The organism is Kitasatospora sp. NPDC050543 (assembly GCF_044457565.1).
Classification (GTDB): domain Bacteria; phylum Actinomycetota; class Actinomycetes; order Streptomycetales; family Streptomycetaceae; genus Kitasatospora.
The window spans coordinates 129,295-149,177 of sequence record NZ_JBITGZ010000004.1 but is presented as its reverse complement, the minus strand read 5'-3'; the positions used below and the strand labels follow the sequence as shown (position 1 = coordinate 149,177).

Here is a 19,883-nt window from a genome sequence, read left to right as displayed (position 1 = left end):
TCCGCGCTCGCCCCGGGCCGGCACCCGACGTCGCGGTCTCAGCCGCCTCACACCGCGCCCGGCCGGCCGAGGTGGGCGGCGGGCCGGTAGTCCCCCAGCCCGACGACCTGGGCCCGGGCCTTCTCAGGGGTGTTCGCCGCGATCATGTCGAGCATCTCCTGGGTGGGAGTCCCCATGAAGAACCGCTCCGCCCCCTCGCGGCCGGCCTGCTGGTGCTCGGTGACGTAGCCGCGCATCTCGCGCTCGTAGGCCTCGAACGCGGCGGTGTGCTCGCCACCGGCCGCGGCCAGCTCGCCGGCCAGGACGTAGGCGCCGATCAGGGCCTGCGAGGTGCCCCGGCCGGAGGTCGGTGCCGAGCAGTAGCCCGCGTCGCCCAGCAGAACCACCCGGCCCGTGGACCAGCGGTCCATCTCCACCTGGGCGTTGGCGTCGAAGTAGAAGTCCTGCGCCCGGGCGGCCTCCCACAGCAGTCGCGGCACCTGCCAGCCCTCGCCGGCGAAGCGCTCGGCCACGATGCGCCGCTGCTGTGCGACGTCGCGCCGGTCGTAGTCCAGCGGGTCGGACGCGAAGTGCAGGGCGGCCCTGGCCTCGGTGTTGTCGCGGGCGCTGAAGATGTTGGCCGCCAGGCCCGGCACACTGTAGAGCTGGCCGGTGTTCTGCAGGCCGAGGTAGTTGTCCAGGCTGAAGATCGCGGTGTAGATGCCCAGGTGACGGATGAACCGCTCCTCGGGGCCGAAGGCGAGCGCCCGGGTGTGCGAGTGCAGGCCGTCCGCGCCGACCACCAGGTCGAAGGTACGCGGCTCGCCGTGCACGAAGGTCACGTGCACGCCGGTGTCGTCCTGCTCCAGGGCCGCGATGGAGTCCCCGAAGACATACTCGACGTCGTCACGGGTGGCCTCGTGGAGCAGGCGGGTCAGATCACCCTTGAGGATCTCCAGATCGCCCGCGAAGATCACCGCCGGGAGCGTCGCGTACTGCTCGCCCTCGCCGTCCATCAGCGCCGCGTCACCCATGTGGGTGTCGAGCGCGCAGACCTCCTCCAGCAGGCCCATCCGGTCGAGCACGTCCAGTGCCTCGCCGCGGAAGTCGACCGCGTAGCCGCCGTCACGCAACTGCGCGGCCCGCTCCACGACGGTGACGGTGAAGCCGTGCCGGCGCAGCCAGTAGGCCAGGGCGGGGCCGGCGACGCTGGCGCCCGAGATGAGGACGTTCATGAGATCTCCCTTGTACGTTGCCTGCGATGCGTACAACGTATTCATCGAGTAGCACTGCAAACAATGGGAGGCGAGGAAGAAGTGCACTAGTCCACTAGGCTTGGCGCACTAGTACGCAGAGGAGTCCGCCATGACCGACCAGCCGCCGTACGCCCGCATCGCCGCCGAGATCCGCCGACGCATCGACGCCGGCGAACTGCGTCCCGGCGCGCGGGTCCCGTCCACCCGCCAGATCGCGCAGCGCTGGGGCGTGGCCATCGCCACCGCGACCAAGGTGCTCACGACGCTGCGTCAGGAAGGTCTGGTGCAGGCCGTTCCCGGGGTGGGGACGGTGGTCAGCCCCGCCGTGCCCGCGCGGCAGGGACGGCCCGGCCGCACCGGGCGGCCGACGGCCGACGCAGCGGGCGCGGCCCGTGTGGGGGCGGCAGGCAACCCCGACGACACCGTCCGCACCCGCATCGTGCGGGCCGCGATCCGGATCGCCGACGCCGAGGGCCTGGTCGCGCTGACCATGCGGCGCATCGCCACCGACTTGGACGTGGCGACCATGTCGCTCTACCGCCACGTGCGGAACAAGGACGAGCTCGTCGCCCTCATGGCCGACGCGGCCTTCGCCGAGGCGCCCCTGCCCGAGCCCCGGGACGGCTGGCGAGCGCAGCTCGAATTCTCCGCCGGGACCCAGTGGCGGCTCTACCGCGAGCATCCGTGGCTGGCCCGGGCGATGAGCCTCAGCAGGCCCCTGCTGGTCCCCCACGGGATGCTGCACATCGAATGGGCCCTGCGCGCCCTCGACGGGCTCGGCCTCGACGACGACACCGTGCTGCACTCGGCCATCACCCTGTTCGGCTACGTCCGCGGTACGGCGGCCGATCTGGAGGCCGAGGAGCAAGCCGCCCGGGACACCGGCGTCGGCGGCGAGGAATGGCTCGAAGCCCAGGAGGACACCATGACGGCCCTGCTGGCCGGCGGGTTGTTCCCCACCTTCGCCGCCATCAGGCGGCGGCCCGGCGTCGACATCAGCATCCAGTCGCTGTTCGAGTACGGCCTGGGGCGGCTGCTCGACGGCATCGCCTCCGTCGTCGCCGAGGGCCGGGCGCCGTCGCCCGACGCCGGGCCCGCTCGTTTGAGCCAGGGCTGAACGGGGGGCGAGGCGGGGCCGGGACGGTTGTGGGTGTCGGCCGACCCGGCCGGGTTGAGGTACGAGTCCCCCGCGTGGGGGAGGCCGCTCCGGCCGAGCGGGCGATGCCGGCGCCCGCTGACCGGTGGCATCGTCGAGCAGTCGGTCCGCCTCACCCACCCACGGAGCCTCCGATGGCCACTCAGTTCCCGTCCCACGCCGACCGGACAGCCACCACCCCTCGATGGTCCGTCCTGGCGGCCTGGGCCACGGTGCTCTGCACCGTGCCCTCGTGCGGGTGGCGGCTCGCACTCGGCTTCGGGGTCGACGTCGGCTTCACCGGCCGACTGGGCGAGCTGTACACGGGAACGTCGATCACGGTCTACGTGCTGATCCTGTCGGTGGCCTCACAGGCGGCCGCCTGCCTGACACTGGGCTTGGTGAGGCCCTGGGGCGAACAGGTCCCGTCCTGGGTACCGCGATTGGGCGGCCGCCGCATCCCGCCCCTGGCCGTGGTCGTACCCGCCACCGTGGGGGCGGTCGCGGTGACCGGGCTGTGCGCGGCGGTCACCCTGGTGCCGGGACCGCTGGACAACCCCGACTTCCCGCACGGTACGGCCGGCCTGGTGATGGACCTCTGCTACGCCCCACTGCTGGCCTGGGGCCCGCTGGTCGCCGCCCTCACGATCGCCTACGCCCGGCGCCGCCACCGGGCGTAGGCGTCGCTCGCGAGGACGCGCCCTCCTTGGGCGGCCGTTCTCCGGAAGTCCTTCGGGGGTCGGGCGTGGCCCTCAGCGTTGCCAGGGCTGCGGGACGCGCACGGCAGCCATGCCTGCTGCCGTGGCGGCTTGGATCCCCATGTCCGTGTCCTCGAAGACGAGGCAGGACTGTGGTGGGACGCCGAGGAGCTGGGCTGCGAGCAGGAATCCCTCCGGGTCGGGCTTGGCCTTCGTGTAGTCGCCGGCGCAGACCAGTACGTCGAACCTGTCGAGCAGGCCGAGTGTTGTCAGTGAGGCCGTGACGGAGTCGCGGGTGCTGCCGGAGACGACGGCGAAGGGGACGCGCTGGTGCGCGTGCTCGATGTGCTGCAGAACTTCGGGGACAGCGGTGAGTTGCGGCAGGAGCCCGCGATAGAGACGTTCCCTGCGGAGCGCGACGGCTTCCACCGGCATGTCCAGCCCTTGGCGCTCGTTGAGCGACGCGATGATGTCGGCCACAGGCCGGCCTCCCCAGGCATAGAAGAGGTCTTCGGGGAACTCACAACCCCACTCGTCGAGGGCCTGTTTCCACGCGATGTAGTGAAGAGGCATGGAGTCGGCGATGGTGCCGTCGCAGTCGAACAGGTAGGCGCGGAACTCGCCGGCGGCAGGGAGATGATCATCGCACCAGGGTATGCCCGAGCGTCAGGTCGCACGCCTGCACCTGACCACCGCGAGGGATCCGCACGCCGGAGCGGCCGGCCACACCCCGTGGCGGGTGTGGCCGGCCGCTCCCTGCGGGCACGCCCTCCAGGCTGAGCTGGTACGCGTGGGCCGTGTGCGTCGGCCGGTAGCCCAGCGCGTCGTTGATGTGCCGCATGTGCGGCCCGGGCGTGCGGCACCAGGAGCGCCGGCGGATCACGAGCGCGGGCCGCCGCCCCCACGGCCGCGAGGTGGCGGCCGACGTGGTGCTACTGGGCCCAGGGCAGCACGCGGGTGCCTTCGGTGCCGGGGACGGTGACGACGCCGTCGGCCCGCATGGCGACGTGTGCCTCGGCCGCCTCGGGGGCGTGGATCCGGCGGACCGCGTCCGGCGGAAGGACCAGGGTTTGGCCGGCCGCGACCTTCTCGGTGCGGCCGGCGCAGGTCACCTCCACGACCCCGGCGGTGACCGTCCAGACCTGCTCGCGGCTGACGGCGTGCTCGGGACCGCTGGCGCCCGCCTCCATCGCGACCTTCCAGGTGCTGAGTTCGGAGCTTCCCCGGCTGGGGGCGGCCAGACCGGTCATGGTCGCGTTGGGAGAGACGGTGACGTTCTCCGGCGAGGGGGTGATCACGTGCACGGCGGTCTCCTCTTCGGTGCTGAGAGCGGGGTCGGTGGGCGTGGCCCACTCGACGAGCTGGATGACGACGCCGTTGGGGTCGGTCAGCTGGAACAGCCGCTCACCCCACGGCTCTTCACGCAGCGGCATGGTGATCGGGGCGCCCGCGGCACGCAACCTGGCCTCTTCCGCCGCGAGGTCGGTGACCGTGAGCGCCAGGATCAGGCCGGCAGCCCGCTGATCGCGCTGCTCTGCGGGGAGGACCTCGATACCCCGGCGGAGCAGCACGACGTCGACGGCGGCGTCCTCCCGGGTCAGGGAGGCGAAGCCGTCGTCGGCCATGGCCAGCCGGTACCCGAGGTGGGTGGTGAGGAAGTCGCGGGAGGCGTCCACGTCGGCGACGGTCAGGGAGAGGGTGGAGGCGGTGACGTTCAAGGATCTCCTGAGGATTGAAAGACTGGTACGTGACGGGGCGTGCATGCTGACGGAGCGTCAGCGGGGGTCGGCGGCAAGCAGGCTGGGCTTGACCGTCGGAACGGGCCCGGACCGGCGCCCCGGATGGCAATCGACCAATGGTCGGTTCGGACGAACTTTCCAACACGCATAACTTACGCACGGTACAACAGATCTCTCAAGAGTACTTTTACCATGAGGGCAAGATTGCCCCACGGGTACCGATCCCCTGGACGCCGCGGTCCGCCGCCGGCGCGGGCTACGACGAGCGCCCGCCACTCCTCCCGGCACCCACCCTGGACATCGCCGTACGAGCGGGCCTCACCCGCCACGCCGAGGAGGCACCCACCCCCTCCTGACCGACGGCCCCAACCGGCCCGGCACCCCGGGCGGCGACCGTGATGCGCGCAGCCGTCGCTCTCGGCCTCGACCTTCTACGCACACCACCGACCGCCCCGGCAACCGGCAACCGGCAACCGGCAACCGGCCGGCAATCGCGGGGCAGCCGGAGCGACATTCCCCCGCCCGCCGAGTTGGCCGAAAGCCGATGCCGCGCGCCCGGGACGGGCCGCCGGGCACGCTCCTCGCGGCCGCGCCGGGCACCGTTCCCGCAGGTCGGCACCCCGGTGGGCCCTCCCGACCCACGGACCGCACCTGATCGGGAGTTCACCGATTCTCGGCCAACATGAAATGCCGTCAATTCGGACAGAATTGCCACCGGCTGCCACGCACGTAACACGCCGGAATTGTTCCCGCAAGGCTTGAGCAGGCCTCCGGATCCCGGATATACATTTCCCACGCCGAGCCGGACAGCTCGGCACGGGAATACGGCCGGGCGCACTCCGCACGGGCCGTCGAGAGCGTGAAGGGGATCCCCGAGGTGCGTCCATCGGACTACGGCCAGTTCTGCCAGGCGGACCCGGCCTTCTACGACCGCCCCGGCTCCGGCGACGACGTGCCCGACCTGTACCCGCCCGCCATCCGCCCGGTGCCCGCCGGGTGGCAGCGCAGCCGGGACACCGTCTGGGTCTACCTGCACCCGGACGGCACCACGCTCCCCGAGCAGGGCTGGAAGGTCCATGTCTCCGGCGCCCCGGACGAGGCGCTGGAAATCATCGAGACCGTCCTGGAATACTGTCGCACCGAGCAGCTCAGCGTGAAGTTCCTGGACAGCCCACAAACCGTACTCAAGGCGAACTCGAAATACGCGCCGCGCGGTTCCAGCGGAAAGCTGCTGACCATCTATCCACGCGACGTACACGAACTGCATCGCATCCTGGACGGCCTGACCCCGCTGCTGGCCGGCCGGCACGGCCCGTACATTCTCAGCGACCTGCGCTGGCGGGACAGCCTGCTCTACGTCCGGTACGGCGCCTTCCGTCAGCTGTACTGCCTCAACGAGCAGGGCCAGACGGTCTCCGCGCTGCGCGACGCCACCGGCACCCTGGTACCCGACCTGCGCCGACCGGTGTTCTCGGTGCCCGACTGGGTGGACGTCCCGGACTTCCTGACCGAGCAGATCGACGCCCGGGCGGCCCAGGCCGCCCCCGAGGACTTCCCGTACGAGATCGAGCGGGCACTGCACTTCTCCAACGGCGGCGGTGTCTACAAGGCCAGGGACCGTCGCGACGGCCGGGTGGTCGTGCTGCGTGAGGCCCGGCCGCTGGCCGGTCTCGACCAGTACGGTGCGGATGCCGTCCAGCGGCTGCACCGCGAGGGCGAGGTGCTGCGCCGCCTCGCCGGGCTGGACTTCGTGCCGCAGATCCTCGCGCACCTGAAAGTCTGGGAACACGAGTACCTGGTCGAGGAGTTCATCGAGGGCGAGCGGCTGGAACGGCACCTCTTCACGGGCCGCCACCCGCTGCTGAGCACCGAGCCGGCCGATGCCGCGCTCGCCGATTACGCCGCCACGGCGCTGGACTTCGCCGAGCAGTTGACCACCATGCTGCGGACCCTGCACGAGCGCGGCATCGTCTTCGGGGACCTGCACCCGGGCAATGTGATGGTCCGGCCGGACGGGCGCCTGGCGCTGGTCGACTTCGAGCTCGCCTTCGACCTCGACGGCGGCACCCCGCCGGGGTTCGGCGCGCCGGGCTTCATCTCCCCGGCCGCCCGGACCGGCCGGGCGATCGACGACTACGCGCTCGCCTGCATGCGCCTGTTCCTCTTCCTCCCGCTCACCTTCCTGATCGATCTGGACTCCGCCAAGGCCGCCCACCTCGCCGAGGCCGCCGCCGAGCGCTTCGCGCTGCCCACCGGCTGGGCCGAGGAGCTGGTACGCGACCTGTCCGCCGCCACGGGCGGCACCCTGCCGCCCGGCACCACCGAACGTACCGGCACCGGCCGACCGCTCGACATCCCGTCCATGCCCGCCGACTGGCGCCGTGTGATGGACGAACTCGCCGAGGGCATCCTGGCCGCCGCCACGCCCTCGCGCACCGACCGCCTCCACCCGGGCGATCCGGAACAGTTCAACCGCGGCGGCATCGACCTCGCCCACGGCGCGGCCGGGGTGATCTACGCCCTCACCGCCACCGGCTACCCCGTACCCGCCGAGCACATCGACTGGCTGCTGCGCGCCGCCCGCGATCCCAAGGTGGTGCGCCCCGGTCTCTACGACGGCCTGCACGGCGCGGCCCTGGCCCTCGACCAGGCCGGCCGTACCGGCGAGGCCCTGGAGGTCCTCGCCCTCGCCCGCGACCTCACCCGGCACCGCCGGCAACTCGGTGTCTTCGGGGCGGACCTGGCCGGCGGACTGGCGGGCATCGGCCTCAACCTGCTGCACTTCGCCGACCGCCACGACGATCCCGCGCTGGCCGCCGAGGCACTCGCCATCGGCGAACAGCTCACCACCGCCGGCGGGCCACCGCTGGGCAGGGGCCGCGTCGGCCTGCTGCACGGCGGCTCGGGGCTGGCCCTCTTCCTGGTCCGCCTGTACGAACACACCGGCGAGCCGCGCTGGCTGGACGCGGCCGAAGCCGCCCTGGCCCGCGACCTCGCCGCCTCCCGGCTGGACGGCAGGAGCCTGCTGCTCACCCAGGACAACCAGTCCATCGCCTACCTCGGCGCCGGCTCGGCGGGCGCGGTGATCGCCGTCCGCGCCCTGCTCCGCCACCGTCAGGACCCGCACTTCACCGAGGCCGCCGAGCAGCTGGACCACGCCTGCGCGGCCGAGTTCTTCCTGATGCCCGGGCTCTTCGACGGCCGGGCCGGCCTGATCTGCGCCCTCGCCGCCGGCGACTCCCCGCAGCTGGATCAGCAGGTCGAGCGGCTCTCCTGGCACCTGGTCCGTCATCAGGACCGCGCCGCCGTACCGGGCCACCAGCTCTACCGGCTCTCCACCGACCTGGCCACCGGCTCGGCCGGTGTCCTCCTGGCGCTGCACGCGGCGTCGACCCGGAAGGGCACCGCCCTTCCCCTCCTGGACCACCGCGGAGCCTCGCTGCCGCGGTGAACACAGCACCACCGGATCCCGACCGGGAATCCGCCCCGATGAGAAAGAGGTGTGTCATGGCTTTCATCCTCGACCTGCAGGGTCTGCACGAGGAGTCCGAGTCGATCGTCGAGTCGCTCTGGTGCAGCCACTGGTCCTCGCGCGCCTGCATGTGACGCAGCGCGCGGTGACGCACTGACGCGGTGCCCGCCGACCCACCGGCGGGCACCGCGTTCGGCGTTCTCGCCCTCCCCGCAGGCGTCCCGGCGCCGGCGGGGTCCTCCCCGTGAGCAAGTCCACAGCCACGCACCACTTCCGGATCCTGCGCGAGGCCGGTCTGATCCGGCAGTACTACGTCGGCACCTCGCGGATGAACACTCTGCGGCGCGACGACAGCGAAGAGGCCTTCCCCGGCCTGCTCGATGCGGTCGTCACCGCCGACCGGACGTCCTGCCGCAGCACGGCGCCCGCCTGAATCCTCACCCTGATCGCCCGAACATCGGAGCATCGGACCGCTTGACCACCTGACCACACGGCAAAGGCCGTACGACGGCGCCGGGCGCTACCGGAAGCGGTAGACGAAGCCGCACGTACGCGACCGCCGGACTCAGGGGGTTCTCCAGGTTCCCGGTCGGTACTTGCCGATCAAGAGGGCAGGCCGAATGGAATGCACCCGCACCCCCGTCGGGCCAGGGGCGGGATCCCCTCGAACGAGCCTCGCGCACCCGGCTCGGCGGACACGCCGCCGTCCGAGCTCTCGTTCGCCGTCCCCGAGCACGGCAAGCTCGTCAACTCACCCCCCACCCAAGGACCGACGGGCGCGAACGAGGAGAAGCGGGCGAAATTCCCGGCGATCAAGACACAGTGGGGCGTATGGTCATGAACCCCCTGATGTGAAAGGAGGTTCGCCAGAGATGGGACTGTTCAAGGACGTACCGGCCAGGGAGCATCCGGAGTACACGCAGCTGCGCTTCATGGCAGCCGGATCACCTTCGTGGTGGAAGCAGAACCGGCACAAGGTCCTTGCCGTCGCCGGCCTTCTCCTCGGGCTCTGGCTCGGCGGCCACCACGATGCCACTCCCACGCCATGCACGCCGGCCGGCGATTCGAGCGCCACTCGCTGACCCGCGTCGACGCCCGGCCCTGCGCCCCGCGCCGGGGCCGGGTCCGGGCTGGGTCCGGGCCGGCGCAACGGCCATGACGGCTCGTCAGCTGGGAGCGCCGAGTGCCCGTTCGTAGCGGGTCCCGGGGCGACCGTCCAGGACGATGTCCTCGACGGCGGTGAAGCGGTTGCGTTCGAGCACGGCCGCGGACGCCGGGTTGTCGCGGGTGGTGCGGGCCCTGAGGGCGGCGAGCCCGTAGGCGCCGGCGGCGAGGTGGCACAGCCGGCCGACCGCGGCCGTCGCGAGGCCCCGCCCGGCGGCGCGCTCGCCGATCCGGTAGCCGAGTTCAGCGGTTCCGTTCTCGACGTCGACGAGGTTGATGCGGCCCACCAGGTCGCCCTGGTCGTCGACGATGACGTGGAAGTGGATCACACCGGTCGCCTGCTCGGCGAGCAGCGCACCATGACGGGCGGCGAACTCGGCGAAGTAGTCGTCGCCCCGGTCCGGGACGGACCGTGCGAAGTACTCCCTGTTCTCCCGCTCGAAAGCCAACAGCGCAATCGCGTGGTCGCCCCGAAGCCGCTCCAACGTCACCATGCCCGCAGCATACGGCCGGCCGGCCGTGCCCGACCCGGCGCCCTCGTGGTCGCCTCGGCCCGGCGGGCAGGCCGCCCGCGGCGAGGTGGGCATGCGTACGTGCCGGTTCCACGCAACCCTCGCTGCCGCGATGGTCGGCCTCCATCGGCTCGCGGGGCCCGGGAGGGACGGGAGGCCCGGAGGGGACGCCGGTCAACGGTCAGGGCGTGCGCGACCCTGCTCCGCTGCCGCGATCTCCAGATTGCGGGTCATCCGTTCCAGGACGGTGACCGCGGTGCGGTACTCCTCCTGGGTGATACCGGCCGTCGACAGGTCACGGAAGGCGTTGACGCGTCCGGCGGCCTCGGCGAGGCGGGCGCGGCCGTCGTCGGTCAGGGCGAGGCGGGCCGGCTCCGGGCGCGTCACCCAGCCACCGGCGACGACCGTCTCGATGGCGGCGGCCAGGCGGGGCGCGGTGGCGTTGGCCGCCAGGGCCGTCAGCACGCGCGCGTCGGTGGCCTGCGGGTCGTCCTCGACGACGTTGAGTACCTGCCAGGCGAGCCGGGTCAGGCCGAACTCGGCCAGCATGCCGTCCATGTAGCCGGTGAGGGCCTGGTCGGTACGGCTGAGCCAGTAGCCGATGGGCTTCATGCCCTCTTCCTTCTGAGGTGGGGTGCGTCTGCGGTGGAACGTGCCTGCGGTCGAGCACGTGCGGTGGGCGCGCCTGCGGTGGAGCGCGTCCCGTCAGTGCCCGGTGAAGGCGGCGACGTTCTCGCGGGCCCACTGCCGGAAGGTGCGGGCGGGCCGGCCGAGGAGCGTCTCGGTGGTGTCGGCGATGGCCGCGGGGACGTGGTCGGCGGCTTCCCACAGGTCCAGCAGCGAGGAGACCATGTGGGCGGGCATGTGGTTGCCCATCTGCTGCTCCGCCTGCGTGCGGGTGATGTGCTCGACCGGGATCTCACGGCCGATGGCGTCCGCGAGGAGGGCGAGCTGCTCGCGGAAGGTGAGCGACTCGGCGCCGGTCAGGGTGACCGAACGGCCGGTGAGGGTCTCGCCGGTGAGCGCCTCGACGGCGATGTCGGCGATGTCCTCGGGGTGGATGGGCGCGATCTGCGCGTCCGGGTAGGCGAGCTGAACCGGCATCGACCGGCCGATGAAGTAGGCCCAGCCGAGGGAGTTGCTGGCGAAGGCGTCCGGGCGCAGGAAGGTGCAGGCGAGCTCGGAGTCGGCGAGGGCGCGCTCGACCCGGAGGCTGTGGCTCGCGAGCGGGTCGTTCTCGGCGTCGGGGCCGAGGACGGAGGACGAGGACAGCAGGACGACGTGCTCGACGCCGGCGGCTTCGGCGGCCTTGATCAGGTCGTGGATGCCGGCGGGCTGGGGGTAGAGGAAGACCTGGCGGACCCCGCGGAGGGCGGCGTCGAAGGTCTCGGGCCGGTCGAGGGCCAGCTCGGCGACCTCGACGCCGGCCGGGACGGCGAGTTCGGCCGGGTTGGCGCTGGCTGCGCGGAGGGTGCGGCCGGCGGTGTGCAGGCGGCTGATGACCGCCTGGCCGACCTTGCCGCGGGCACCGGTGATGAGGATGGTCATGGGAGGCTCCGTTCGTTACTGAAGTATCGCTGAAGACATATGCATGCTTACATGCACACGTTTGCATGTCAACACATGCCTTCAGGGAGTCACCTAGGTACGATCAGGGCATGACGAAGCACGAGCCGAGAACGGCCGATGACCTGCTGAACGCCGTCGGCCCGGCATTCGGGAAGCTGCGCCGCTCCTCACTCCTGGAGGTCGAGAACCCGATCTCCCAGAAGGACCTGAGCCGCACGCTGGTCCTCAACATCATCCTCGAGGCCGAACAGGACGACGACCGGGAGGTGACCGTCGGCGCGGTGGCCGAACACCTGGGCGTGGACCCCTCGGTGGCCAGCCGCATGGTGTCCGACAGCATCTCCGCGGGCTACCTCGTCCGCTCCGCCTCCCAGCAGGACGGCCGCCGCACGGTCCTTCACCTCAGCCCCGAGGGCAGGGACCTGATGACCCGCTTCCGCCGGCACCAGCGCTCCGCCTTCGAGTACATCACCGCGGACTGGACCGAACGCGAACGCCTGGACTTCGCCCGCCTCATGCTGAAGTACGTCGAATCCCAGAACACCGTCCGCCACCGCACCCCCGACAAGGACGCTCCGCGCTGAGCGGCCCGCACACCGCAGTCGCCCCGCTCGACGGCGGCCCTGACGTCCGGTGCCGCCCCGACCCGGCGGGACACGCACCCTTCCGGGCGGTCATGCCGCCCGGAAGGGCCGCACCGCCCGGAAGGGCCGGCGGGTCAGGCCCCGGTGCGCTCCACCGGGATCCACAGCTGGCTGTCCGCCTCCGTGCCGTCCTGCGAGGGCCGGGTCCGGAGGATCTCGGGGCCCGGCCGGCTGGCGTACGGGTTGGACGGGAACCACTGCGTGTACACGTCCCGCCACAGGTGCTGGAGCGCCTGCGGGTAGGGCCCGGTGTTCTCGAAGACGGCCCAGGTGCCCGCCGGGACGGCGAGGACGTCGAGGTCCTCGGGCGCGGCGGAGCCGGTCACCACCGCGTGGTAGTAGTCGAGTTCGACGCCCTCCTCCCGGCTGTCCCCGAGGTGCTCGACCACCGAGAGGATGCCCTCCGGCTGCTGGTCGGACAGGCTCGCCATCCGCTGCACGGTCTCCGGTCCGACGCCCATGATGTGCGCGGCGATGGCCGGGTTCACCCCCTCGTGGACGAGCGGCACGCGCGCCCGCTTGCCGACCACGTTGAACTGGTCCTTCTCCACGATCCGGTATCGCATGGTGGTGCTCCCTTCGATGATGAGGCGGAAGGACATCCGGGGCTGTGAGCGCAGAGCGGCACCGGTCCGCCTGGCCTCGCCGGGGCCGACGCCGTGCACCGCGCGGAACGCCCGCGCGAACGCCTCCCCCGAGGTGTAGCCGTAGCGCACCGCGACCTCCAGCAAGGTCCGCTCCCCCGCCAGCACCTCGGCGCCCGCGACGGTCAGCCGCCGGCGCCGGATGTACTCCGACAGCGGCATCCCGGCCAGCGCGGAGAACAGCCGCCGGAAGTGGTACTCCGACGTCACCGCGATCCGCGCCAGCTCGGCCGCATCGATGTCCTGGTCGAGGCGGTCCTCGATGTGCTCCATGGCCCGGTTCAGCAGCTCCAGCACCCCGGCCTCCTTCCCTTTGATCACCAACCCTAGGAAGGGCCCACCCTGCCGTACCCGACATCCTGTGCCCGCTCCGGTCGGGTGGGAGGACCAGCGGCGGCCGGCGCGCCGCACGTACGGTGCCGCGAGGGCTCGGCTCTCGCGCGTACCCCGCTCCCGGTGACGGTCGGTCACCGGCGAGACTGGTCGCATGATCCAGTCTTCGCATGCCGTCGCCGTCACCGTCGCCGCCGTGTCCCCCGAGTGCGCGCAGGCGAGCGGGCTGATCCGGGAGTACTTCGAGGACATCCTCAGCCGGGCCCACGGCCGCCGCGCCACCGACGCCGAGATCGACACCGCCCTGGACAACGCCCCCGACGACGGCCTCGCCCCGCCGCACGGCGTCTTCCTGGTGGCGCGGCAGGGCGAGGCCGCGGTCGCCTGCGCCGGCATGCTCCTGCTGCCGCCCGACACCGCCGAGGTCCGCCGGGTGTACACCGCCCCGGCCGCCCGCGGGCAGGGCATCGGCTCGCTGCTCCTCCACGAGCTGGAGGCCCGGGCCCGCGAGCTCGGAGTGACCCGGATGCGCCTTGACACCCGCGACGACCTGGTCGAGGCCCGCCGGATGTACTCCCGGCACGGCTACGAGGAGGTACCCGCGTTCAACGACGACCCTCACGTCGACCACTGGCTCGCGAAGTCCCTGCGCCGAGCAGCCCGTCCCGGGTCCTCGGCCGGGTAGTCGGTCCTTCGCGAGCCCGCGGTGCGGCCGCCGCGGGTGGGGCGGCGCGATGGCGGTGGCCATCGGTGCCGTGAACTGCCCAAAAGCGGTTGCCGGGCGAATGGCGTGCGAGTACCGTCGCCCGGCATGACCCCGACTCTGCGTACCGAGCGCCTGCTGCTCGAACCGTACGTCCCTGCGGACGAAGAAGACTTCGTGACGCTGTTTCAGGACACGAAGGTGTCCCGGTGGATGGGCGACGGCCCGCAGTCCGAGGCCGAGGATCGGGCCCTGTTCGGTCGCATCTTCACGAAGGTGTACGCCTTGACCGGTTCGACGTCTGGGCCGTTCGGCACAACGGTCGTCTCGTGGGTCACGCCGAGATCAAGCCCGCCACGGAGGTCGACGGCTTCGAGCTCATCTACGCGCTGGCCGTGGAGGCGTGGGGCCGCGGCCTGGGCACCGAACTGGCGGACGCGATCGTCGACCACGGCTTCACCGCCCTGGGACTGGCCGAGGTGCACGCGACGGTTGCGGAGTCGAATCTCGCCTCGTTGGCGTTGCTGGGCAAGATCGGCTTCCGGCACGTCCGTGACATCAAGGAGGACGACGGCAGTACGACCTGCCTGCTCACCCGGGTTCGCGCCGATGCCGCCGGGGTCGCCCCGCAGTAGGCGTCCCGCTGGCCGTGACCGGGCAGGCATGAGCCATCCGAACGCGCCCCGTGACCTGTACCTGGTGCCTGCGCCGATCGTGACGGGCTCCTCGCCGCGCCTGCCGCAGAGCCGGGGCCGCAGCGCCGCCGAGCAGGCGCCCGGCGTGCTGAACGCGCTTGGAAGGGTGGGGCTCGCCGCGAGGCGGCACCGGTCAGCCGCGGAGGTACTCCAGTACGGCCAGCACCCGGCGGTGGGTGTCCTCGGCGGGCGGCAGGTCAAGCTTCATCAGGATGTTGCCGATGTGCTTGCCCACCGCGGCCTCCGACACCCCCAGTTCGCGGCAGATCGACGCGTTGGAGCGGCCCTCGGCCATCAGCGCGAGCACCTCGCGCTCGCGCGGGGTGAGGCGTTGCAGCGGATCACGGCGACGGCGCAGGAGTTGACGGACCACCTCCGGATCGACCACCGTGCCGCCGCCGGCCACCGCGGCGATCGCCGCGAGGAAGTCCTCGACCTGGCCGATCCGGTCCTTGAGCAGGTAGCCGACGGCGGAGCCGTCCCCGGAGTCCAGCAGTTCGGCGGCGTAGGAGCGTTGGACGTACTGGCTCAGCACCACCACCGGCAGGCCCGGGTGCTCCTGGCGCAGCGCGACCGCCGCCCGCAGGCCCTCGTCGCTCTGGCCCGGGGGCATCCGGACGTCGGTGACGACGATGTCCGGGGCGTGCTCGGCGACGGCCGCCCGCAGCGCGTCGGCGTCGCCGACCGCCGCCACGACCTGGTGGCCGAAGCGGGCCAACAGGCCGATCAGGCCCTCGCGGAGCAGGACGCCGTCCTCGGCGAGGACTACGCGGAGCCGGTTCGACGTATCGGGATGCAAGGGATCTCCACGCGCAACAGGGTCGGGCCTCCGGGCGGACTGCTCACCGTCAGGGCGCCGTCCAGCACCGACACCCGGTCGGCCAGTCCGGTGAGGCCACTGCCGGCGGCCGGGTCGGCGCCGCCGCAGCCGTCGTCGGACACCTCGATCGTCAAGAGGCCTTCAGCGTAGCGCCCGTCGACGCGGGCCGTGCGGGCGCCGCTGTGCTTGGCGAGGTTGGCCAGTGCCTCGGACACGGCGAAGTAGCCGGCCGACTCGACCGGCGGCGGCAGCCGCCCCGGGAGATCGAAAGAGACGTCGACCGGGACGGGTGAGCGGTCCGCGACGTCGGCGCAGGCGTCGGGCAGGCCACGGTCGGTGAGCACCCGGGGGTGGATGCCGTTGATCAACTCCCTGAGTTCGGCGAGCACTTCGCCGGCCTCCCGGTGTGCGACGGCGAGCTGCGCCGCGAGTGGGCTGCCCGGCGGGGCGTCGAGCCGGGCCAGGCCGAGGGTCATGGCGAGGGCCACCAGGCGCTGTTGGGCGCCGTCGTGCAGGTCGCGCTCGATCCGGCGCCGCTGCGCCTCGAAGGCGTCCACCAACCGCGCGCGGGAGCTGACCAGTTCACCGATCCGCTGCTCGTCGCCCTCGGGTGAGATGAGCAGCCTGGTGAGCGTCGCCCGGCCGGCCGCCAGCGCCGTCAGCGGGTACGCCAGCGCGAGCAGCAGTGCGGCACCGGCGACGGCCAGGGCGGCGGCGGTGTCCGGGGAGTCGACCTGCCAGACCTTCAGGACGTTCACCTGCTCCCCGTCCAGCGCCAGCAGCAGCGGCGAGGCCAGCAACTGGCCGGGGACGACCAGGGCGAAGCCGACGGCCACCAGGTCGATCGGCCAGAGCACGAAGGCCGCGAGCACCGCGTGGCCGAGCTCCCGCCAGGTCGCCCGCTCGCGGTAGCGGGTGCGCAGCCAGGCCGCCAGGCCGGGCCGGGCGGGCATCCGGTGCGGGTCGCTGAGCGACGTGTCGTCGACCAGCCTCAGCAGCCGCCGTTCCAGCGCCGCGAACGGCACCCCGGCCAGCGCCAGCGCGGCCAGCAGGGGCAGGCCCACCAGCACGACGGCGAGCACACCCGCGACGGTCACGCAGAGCAGCAGGCCGACGCTCAGCAGCAGCCCCGCCACGCCGCTCGCCAGCAGGTACCCGGCTGCCCGCCAGGGCCAGGCGGAGCGCAGGAAGCCCGGGCGGCTCAGCGCCTGCCAGGCGGTGCGGGAACTCATTCGGGCCTGCCCCTTCCGTACTCGGGTCCGAACTCCGGGACCGCAACCGGCCGCTGTACTCCGGATGGGGCAACCCTAGGGCTCCCGGCCGCCCCGCGCGGTAGGGCCGGCCCTACCCCGGGCGGTGGGTCCAGGGCTGGTGTGCCCGCGGCGCGGCGGCGGTTGGCTTGAGGCATGCGAATGAGGATGAGCATGAGGATGACGAGGCTCGCGGTGAAGTCGCTGAGAGTCCGCTGGGTGTCGCTGATCGGGGCGTTCGTCGCGCTGACGCTCGGGGTCGCACTGATGGCCGCGATGACGCTCGGGCTGGCCGGGACGGCCGCGCTGCCGCGCGGGGAGGACGCGATCGTCCTGAACGCGGTGCTCGGCACCGCCGGCGGGGTGAGCGGCTTCGTGTCGGCGTTCGTCGTCGCCTCCACCTTCTCGTACGCGGTCGCGCAGCGACGACGGGAATTGGGGCTGCTGCGGCTGGCGGGTGCGACCCGCAGGCAGGTCCGGCGCACCGTGCTGACGGAGGCTCTGGTGCTGGGGGTGGTCGCCTCCGGCGTCGGGTGCGCGGTGGGCCGGGTGGGCGCTCCGCTGCTGGCGCGCTGGCTGGTGCACGTCGGGATGGCACCGCCGGGATTCACGCCCGGCACGGCGGCCTGGCCGCTGCACGCCGCCTTCTGGACCGGTCTGCTGGTGGCGCTGTCCGGTGTGGCCACCGCCGCACGCCGGGCCGGCCGGCTCGGGCCGCTGGACGCGCTGCGCGAGGCGGACGTCGACGAGGGCGTGATGACCGCCGGGCGGTGGGTGTGGGGCCTGGGGCTGCTGCTCACCACCGCGGTGCTGGTGGTGCTGGCCCTGGCCACCGACCCGGGAGATCTGCTCAGGCGCAAGACCTACACCACCCAGCCGATGCTGCTGGTCTCCGCCTGCGGGCTGCTGGCGCCGGTGCTCACGCCTCCGCTGCTGCGCGCCCTGGCGTGGCTGCCGGCCCGCTGGACCTCGTACAGCGGGCGGCTGGTGCGCGCGAACGCCGTGGCGGGCCTGCGACGCACCGGCGCGATCGCGGCACCGGTGCTGGTCTCGGTCGCGCTGGCGGGCTCGCTCGCGGGGGCGGTAGAGACGGTGGGCACGGCGAAGGCCGGCGAGGCACGGGCCCGGAGCGGTGCGGACTACGTGATCTCACCGGGCCCGGGCGCGGGTACGGGAGCAAGCGCGGGTGCGTACGGGGGCGCGTACGGGGGAACGGGCGCCGGCGGGCTGGTGGACGCGCTGCGCGCGGTGCCGGGGGTCGTGGTGTCGGCGACAGCGGCCACCACGCTGTCGGTGGTCGAGCCCGACGGCAACGTGGTGCGGTCCGAGGCCCGGGCGGCCGATCCGGCAGCGCTGGCGGTCGTCTCCCGGTTGCCCGTGCTGGCGGGGTCGGTGGCCGCACTGGACGACGACGGCATCATCCTGGCCGAGGAGTGGGAGCAGCACACCGTCGGACAGCCGGTGGAGGTCGTCCGCCCCGACGGCGGCCGGACCACCCTGAGGATCGCCGCCGTACTGCGCGACGGGATGGGCGACAACGGCCTGTACGTCACCCCGCGCAACGCACCCGGCGCCCGGGTGGACCGCATCGAGGTACGGCTGTTGCCCGGAGCGGACCGGGCGGCGACCGCCGTGGGCCTGCGGACGGCTGCGCAGGCCCACGGCGTGGCACTGGCCACCAGGGACGCCTGGCTGTCGGCCGCGTACCCGGCGACCAATCGGACGGCCTGGCTGCGCAGCGTGCTGGTGATGGGCCTCGCGCTCACCTACACGGGCATCGCCCTGGCCAACACCCTGGTGATGGCCACCACCGACCGGCGGCGGGAGCTGGGGCTGCTGCGGCTCACGGGTGCCACTCGCGGGCAGGTGGTGCGCCTGGTGACGGCCGAGGCGCTGCTGGTGGTGGCGGCCGGCACGGTGCTGGGCTGCGTGGTGACGGCCGTGAACCTGGCCGGGATGCACGGCGCTCTGGCGCTGCTCGGGGTCAGCACCTCTTTGACCGTGCCGTGGAGCACGGTCGGCGGCACCGCGGCCGCCTGCGTGCTCATCGCCGTGCCGTGCACGGCGCTGCCCGCCGCCTGGGCGCTGCGCCACCGCCCGGTGGCGGTCGCCGGGCACCAGGCCCGGTAGAGCCGCGCACAGCACGGCCGGGCACGGTACGGTGGCGCACGGAACGGCCGAGCACAGCATGGCCGGGCGGAACGGTCGCACACGGAACGGCCACGCAGGCCGCCGGCTCAGCCGGACTTGGCGAGGTTCTTCTCGAACGCGGCCAGGTGGTTCGGCAGGTGGTGGTCCTCGACGGCGTCGGCCTCGGGCGCGACCAGGTCGACGCGCACTCCTTCGGCTCAACCTTGCTCGCGTGTGGTGCGCCTGACAGGTGATCCGATATCGTCCGGTTTCGACAATCCATCAAGATCATCGGGGGAATTCGTGTCGGACACGCCCGCGACCGGTCGAGGCGGCGGCTCTGCCGCACTCGGCTGGGTGCTCACCATCGGCCTGAACGTCGTCGCGCCGGTCATCACCTACAATCAGCTCGCCGAGCACGGCTTCAGCGAGCCCACCGCCCTGCTGGCCTCGGCCCTCTGGCCGGTCGTCGACCTGGCCGTGTACCTGGCATGGCGCCGCCGGATCGACGAGTTCGCCGCGATCTCGCTGCTCTTCCTCGGCCTGACCCTGGTGGTCACCCTGGTCGGCCCGCAGGACGCGCGTCTGCTGCTGGTCAAGGACTCGCTGATCACCGGCCTGTTCGGGGTGGTCTGCCTCGCCTCGCTGGCCGCGCCGCGGCCGCTGATGTTCTACTTCGGCCGGAAGTTCGGCACCGATGGCACGCCCGAAGGCGTCGAGCGCTGGAACGGCCTGTGGGAGCTGGCGGGCTTCCGCCGGGTGCAGCGCCACCTGACCATCGGCTGGGGTGTGGCGTACCTGCTGGAGGCCGTCGTCCGGGTCGCCCTGTCGTACGCGCTCGACACCGGCACGATGGTGACCCTCAACTCCGTGCTCTCGTACGGCGTCACCGCGCTGCTGATCGGCTGGACGATCGCCTACGCCAAGCGGGCCCGGGCCCGCGGCGCGGCTGCGACCGCGGCCGCCGAGGCAGCCGCCGCGAAGGCGGAGCCGGCGGCGGCCCAGGTCGGCGGCTAACAGCGCTCCGCCGGCGGGCGGGGGGGGGGGGGGCGGGGGCGCGCCCCCCCCCCCCCCCCCCCCCCCCCACACACCCCCCCCCCCCCCCAAAAAAAGCCCCAGGGGCCAAGCCCGCCCCCCCCC

At 72.7% G+C, this 19,883-nt stretch carries 17 protein-coding genes and 2 pseudogenes; 10 read left to right on the top strand and 9 right to left on the bottom strand.

Annotated features, from left to right (window positions below; all coding sequences use genetic code 11):
- Nucleotides 1–47 precede the first annotated feature (47 nt).
- Nucleotides 48–1,214: an FAD-dependent monooxygenase gene (locus ACIBH3_RS06705; RefSeq protein ID WP_396310808.1), complete on the bottom strand. Its 1,167-nt coding sequence runs from the start codon at nucleotides 1,212–1,214 to the stop codon at nucleotides 48–50.
- Nucleotides 1,215–1,344: 130 nt separating this feature from the next.
- Between ACIBH3_RS06705 and ACIBH3_RS06700 the strand changes: the two genes are divergently transcribed.
- Together ACIBH3_RS06700 and ACIBH3_RS06695 are read left to right on the top strand one after the other, a co-directional pair.
- Nucleotides 1,345–2,352: a TetR/AcrR family transcriptional regulator C-terminal domain-containing protein gene (locus ACIBH3_RS06700; RefSeq protein WP_396310807.1), complete on the top strand. Its 1,008-nt coding sequence runs from the start codon at nucleotides 1,345–1,347 to the stop codon at nucleotides 2,350–2,352.
- A gap of 173 nt (nucleotides 2,353–2,525) precedes the next feature.
- On the top strand, nucleotides 2,526–3,050 hold the full coding sequence (locus ACIBH3_RS06695) for a hypothetical protein (RefSeq protein WP_396310806.1): 525 nt from the start codon (nucleotides 2,526–2,528) through the stop codon (nucleotides 3,048–3,050).
- 72 nt (nucleotides 3,051–3,122) lie between these two features.
- Here ACIBH3_RS06695 and ACIBH3_RS06690 read toward each other — a convergent pair whose 3' ends face one another.
- The gene (locus ACIBH3_RS06690; RefSeq protein WP_396310805.1) at nucleotides 3,123–3,641 is read right to left on the bottom strand and encodes an HAD family hydrolase; all 519 of its coding nucleotides are present in this window, start codon (nucleotides 3,639–3,641) and stop codon (nucleotides 3,123–3,125) included.
- Nucleotides 3,642–4,000: 359 nt separating this feature from the next.
- The gene (locus ACIBH3_RS06685; RefSeq protein ID WP_396310804.1) at nucleotides 4,001–4,786 is read right to left on the bottom strand and encodes a VOC family protein; all 786 of its coding nucleotides are present in this window, start codon (nucleotides 4,784–4,786) and stop codon (nucleotides 4,001–4,003) included.
- An 880-nt stretch (nucleotides 4,787–5,666) separates the two neighbouring features.
- Between ACIBH3_RS06685 and lanKC the strand changes: the two genes are divergently transcribed.
- The 3 genes and pseudogenes from lanKC to ACIBH3_RS06670 all read left to right on the top strand — a co-directional run bounded on the left by lanKC (nucleotide 5,667) and on the right by ACIBH3_RS06670 (nucleotide 9,361).
- Nucleotides 5,667–8,258: a class III lanthionine synthetase LanKC gene (gene lanKC, locus ACIBH3_RS06680; RefSeq protein WP_396310803.1), complete on the top strand. Its 2,592-nt coding sequence runs from the start codon at nucleotides 5,667–5,669 to the stop codon at nucleotides 8,256–8,258.
- A 259-nt stretch (nucleotides 8,259–8,517) separates the two neighbouring features.
- A pseudogene (locus tag ACIBH3_RS06675) lies at nucleotides 8,518–8,712 on the top strand (winged helix-turn-helix domain-containing protein); the annotation flags it as partial.
- 439 nt (nucleotides 8,713–9,151) lie between these two features.
- Nucleotides 9,152–9,361: a hypothetical protein gene (locus tag ACIBH3_RS06670; RefSeq protein WP_396310802.1), complete on the top strand. Its 210-nt coding sequence runs from the start codon at nucleotides 9,152–9,154 to the stop codon at nucleotides 9,359–9,361.
- A gap of 84 nt (nucleotides 9,362–9,445) precedes the next feature.
- Here the strand turns inward: ACIBH3_RS06670 and ACIBH3_RS06665 are convergent, their stop codons facing one another.
- The 3 genes from ACIBH3_RS06665 to ACIBH3_RS06655 all read right to left on the bottom strand — a co-directional run bounded on the left by ACIBH3_RS06665 (nucleotide 9,446) and on the right by ACIBH3_RS06655 (nucleotide 11,503).
- Nucleotides 9,446–9,937 (bottom strand): GNAT family N-acetyltransferase, encoded by a 492-nt coding sequence (locus ACIBH3_RS06665; RefSeq protein WP_396310801.1) that lies wholly within the window; start codon nucleotides 9,935–9,937, stop codon nucleotides 9,446–9,448.
- 192 nt (nucleotides 9,938–10,129) lie between these two features.
- The gene (locus tag ACIBH3_RS06660; RefSeq protein WP_396310800.1) at nucleotides 10,130–10,567 is read right to left on the bottom strand and encodes a MarR family winged helix-turn-helix transcriptional regulator; all 438 of its coding nucleotides are present in this window, start codon (nucleotides 10,565–10,567) and stop codon (nucleotides 10,130–10,132) included.
- Between the two features lie 93 nt (nucleotides 10,568–10,660).
- Nucleotides 10,661–11,503, bottom strand: a complete 843-nt coding sequence (locus ACIBH3_RS06655) for an NAD(P)H-binding protein (protein ID WP_396310799.1) — start codon at nucleotides 11,501–11,503, stop codon at nucleotides 10,661–10,663.
- A 110-nt stretch (nucleotides 11,504–11,613) separates the two neighbouring features.
- Here ACIBH3_RS06655 and ACIBH3_RS06650 point away from each other — a divergent pair, with 110 nt between their 5' ends.
- Nucleotides 11,614–12,108 (top strand): MarR family winged helix-turn-helix transcriptional regulator, encoded by a 495-nt coding sequence (locus ACIBH3_RS06650; RefSeq protein ID WP_396310798.1) that lies wholly within the window; start codon nucleotides 11,614–11,616, stop codon nucleotides 12,106–12,108.
- A 134-nt stretch (nucleotides 12,109–12,242) separates the two neighbouring features.
- Here ACIBH3_RS06650 and ACIBH3_RS06645 read toward each other — a convergent pair whose 3' ends face one another.
- Nucleotides 12,243–13,109 carry a GyrI-like domain-containing protein gene (locus tag ACIBH3_RS06645; RefSeq protein WP_396310797.1) on the bottom strand — a complete coding sequence of 289 codons (867 nt, stop codon included), beginning with the start codon at nucleotides 13,107–13,109 and terminating at the stop codon, nucleotides 12,243–12,245.
- 190 nt (nucleotides 13,110–13,299) lie between these two features.
- On the opposite strand from ACIBH3_RS06645, the gene ACIBH3_RS06640 reads away from it, so the two are divergent.
- Together ACIBH3_RS06640 and ACIBH3_RS06635 are read left to right on the top strand one after the other, a co-directional pair.
- A complete protein-coding gene (locus tag ACIBH3_RS06640; protein WP_396310796.1) occupies nucleotides 13,300–13,830 on the top strand; it encodes a GNAT family N-acetyltransferase in 531 nt (176 codons plus the stop codon).
- A gap of 126 nt (nucleotides 13,831–13,956) precedes the next feature.
- Nucleotides 13,957–14,483 (top strand): annotated as a pseudogene (locus tag ACIBH3_RS06635) (GNAT family N-acetyltransferase).
- 193 nt (nucleotides 14,484–14,676) lie between these two features.
- Here the strand turns inward: ACIBH3_RS06635 and ACIBH3_RS06630 are convergent.
- Together ACIBH3_RS06630 and ACIBH3_RS06625 are read right to left on the bottom strand one after the other, a co-directional pair.
- Nucleotides 14,677–15,342, bottom strand: a complete 666-nt coding sequence (locus ACIBH3_RS06630; RefSeq protein ID WP_396310795.1) for a response regulator — start codon at nucleotides 15,340–15,342, stop codon at nucleotides 14,677–14,679.
- Nucleotides 15,309–16,595 (bottom strand): sensor domain-containing protein, encoded by a 1,287-nt coding sequence (locus ACIBH3_RS06625; protein WP_396310794.1) that lies wholly within the window; start codon nucleotides 16,593–16,595, stop codon nucleotides 15,309–15,311. Before ACIBH3_RS06625 ends, ACIBH3_RS06630 begins: the two co-directional genes overlap by 34 nt.
- Before the next feature lie 192 nt (nucleotides 16,596–16,787).
- Here ACIBH3_RS06625 and ACIBH3_RS06620 point away from each other — a divergent pair, with 192 nt between their 5' ends.
- Nucleotides 16,788–18,743 (top strand): FtsX-like permease family protein, encoded by a 1,956-nt coding sequence (locus ACIBH3_RS06620; RefSeq protein ID WP_396310793.1) that lies wholly within the window; start codon nucleotides 16,788–16,790, stop codon nucleotides 18,741–18,743.
- 303 nt (nucleotides 18,744–19,046) lie between these two features.
- A complete protein-coding gene (locus ACIBH3_RS06615) occupies nucleotides 19,047–19,760 on the top strand; it encodes a VC0807 family protein (RefSeq protein WP_396310792.1) in 714 nt (237 codons plus the stop codon).
- The last annotated feature ends 123 nt before the right edge of the window (nucleotides 19,761–19,883 follow it).

What these genes read in the sequence shown, in the direction of transcription:
- ACIBH3_RS06705 (WP_396310808.1), bottom strand. Translation starts at nt 1,214, where the DNA reads ATGAACGTCCTCATCTCGGGCGCCAGCGTCGCCGGCCCCGCCCTGGCC.
- ACIBH3_RS06700 (WP_396310807.1), top strand. Translation starts at nt 1,345, where the DNA reads ATGACCGACCAGCCGCCGTACGCCCGCATCGCCGCCGAGATCCGCCGA.
- ACIBH3_RS06695 (WP_396310806.1), top strand. Translation starts at nt 2,526, where the DNA reads ATGGCCACTCAGTTCCCGTCCCACGCCGACCGGACAGCCACCACCCCT.
- ACIBH3_RS06690 (WP_396310805.1), bottom strand. Translation starts at nt 3,641, where the DNA reads ATGCCTCTTCACTACATCGCGTGGAAACAGGCCCTCGACGAGTGGGGT.
- ACIBH3_RS06670 (WP_396310802.1), top strand. Translation starts at nt 9,152, where the DNA reads ATGGGACTGTTCAAGGACGTACCGGCCAGGGAGCATCCGGAGTACACG.
- ACIBH3_RS06665 (WP_396310801.1), bottom strand. Translation starts at nt 9,937, where the DNA reads ATGGTGACGTTGGAGCGGCTTCGGGGCGACCACGCGATTGCGCTGTTG.
- ACIBH3_RS06660 (WP_396310800.1), bottom strand. Translation starts at nt 10,567, where the DNA reads ATGAAGCCCATCGGCTACTGGCTCAGCCGTACCGACCAGGCCCTCACC.
- ACIBH3_RS06655 (WP_396310799.1), bottom strand. Translation starts at nt 11,503, where the DNA reads ATGACCATCCTCATCACCGGTGCCCGCGGCAAGGTCGGCCAGGCGGTC.
- ACIBH3_RS06650 (WP_396310798.1), top strand. Translation starts at nt 11,614, where the DNA reads ATGACGAAGCACGAGCCGAGAACGGCCGATGACCTGCTGAACGCCGTC.
- ACIBH3_RS06640 (WP_396310796.1), top strand. Translation starts at nt 13,300, where the DNA reads ATGATCCAGTCTTCGCATGCCGTCGCCGTCACCGTCGCCGCCGTGTCC.
- ACIBH3_RS06625 (WP_396310794.1), bottom strand. Translation starts at nt 16,595, where the DNA reads ATGAGTTCCCGCACCGCCTGGCAGGCGCTGAGCCGCCCGGGCTTCCTG.
- ACIBH3_RS06620 (WP_396310793.1), top strand. Translation starts at nt 16,788, where the DNA reads ATGAGGATGACGAGGCTCGCGGTGAAGTCGCTGAGAGTCCGCTGGGTG.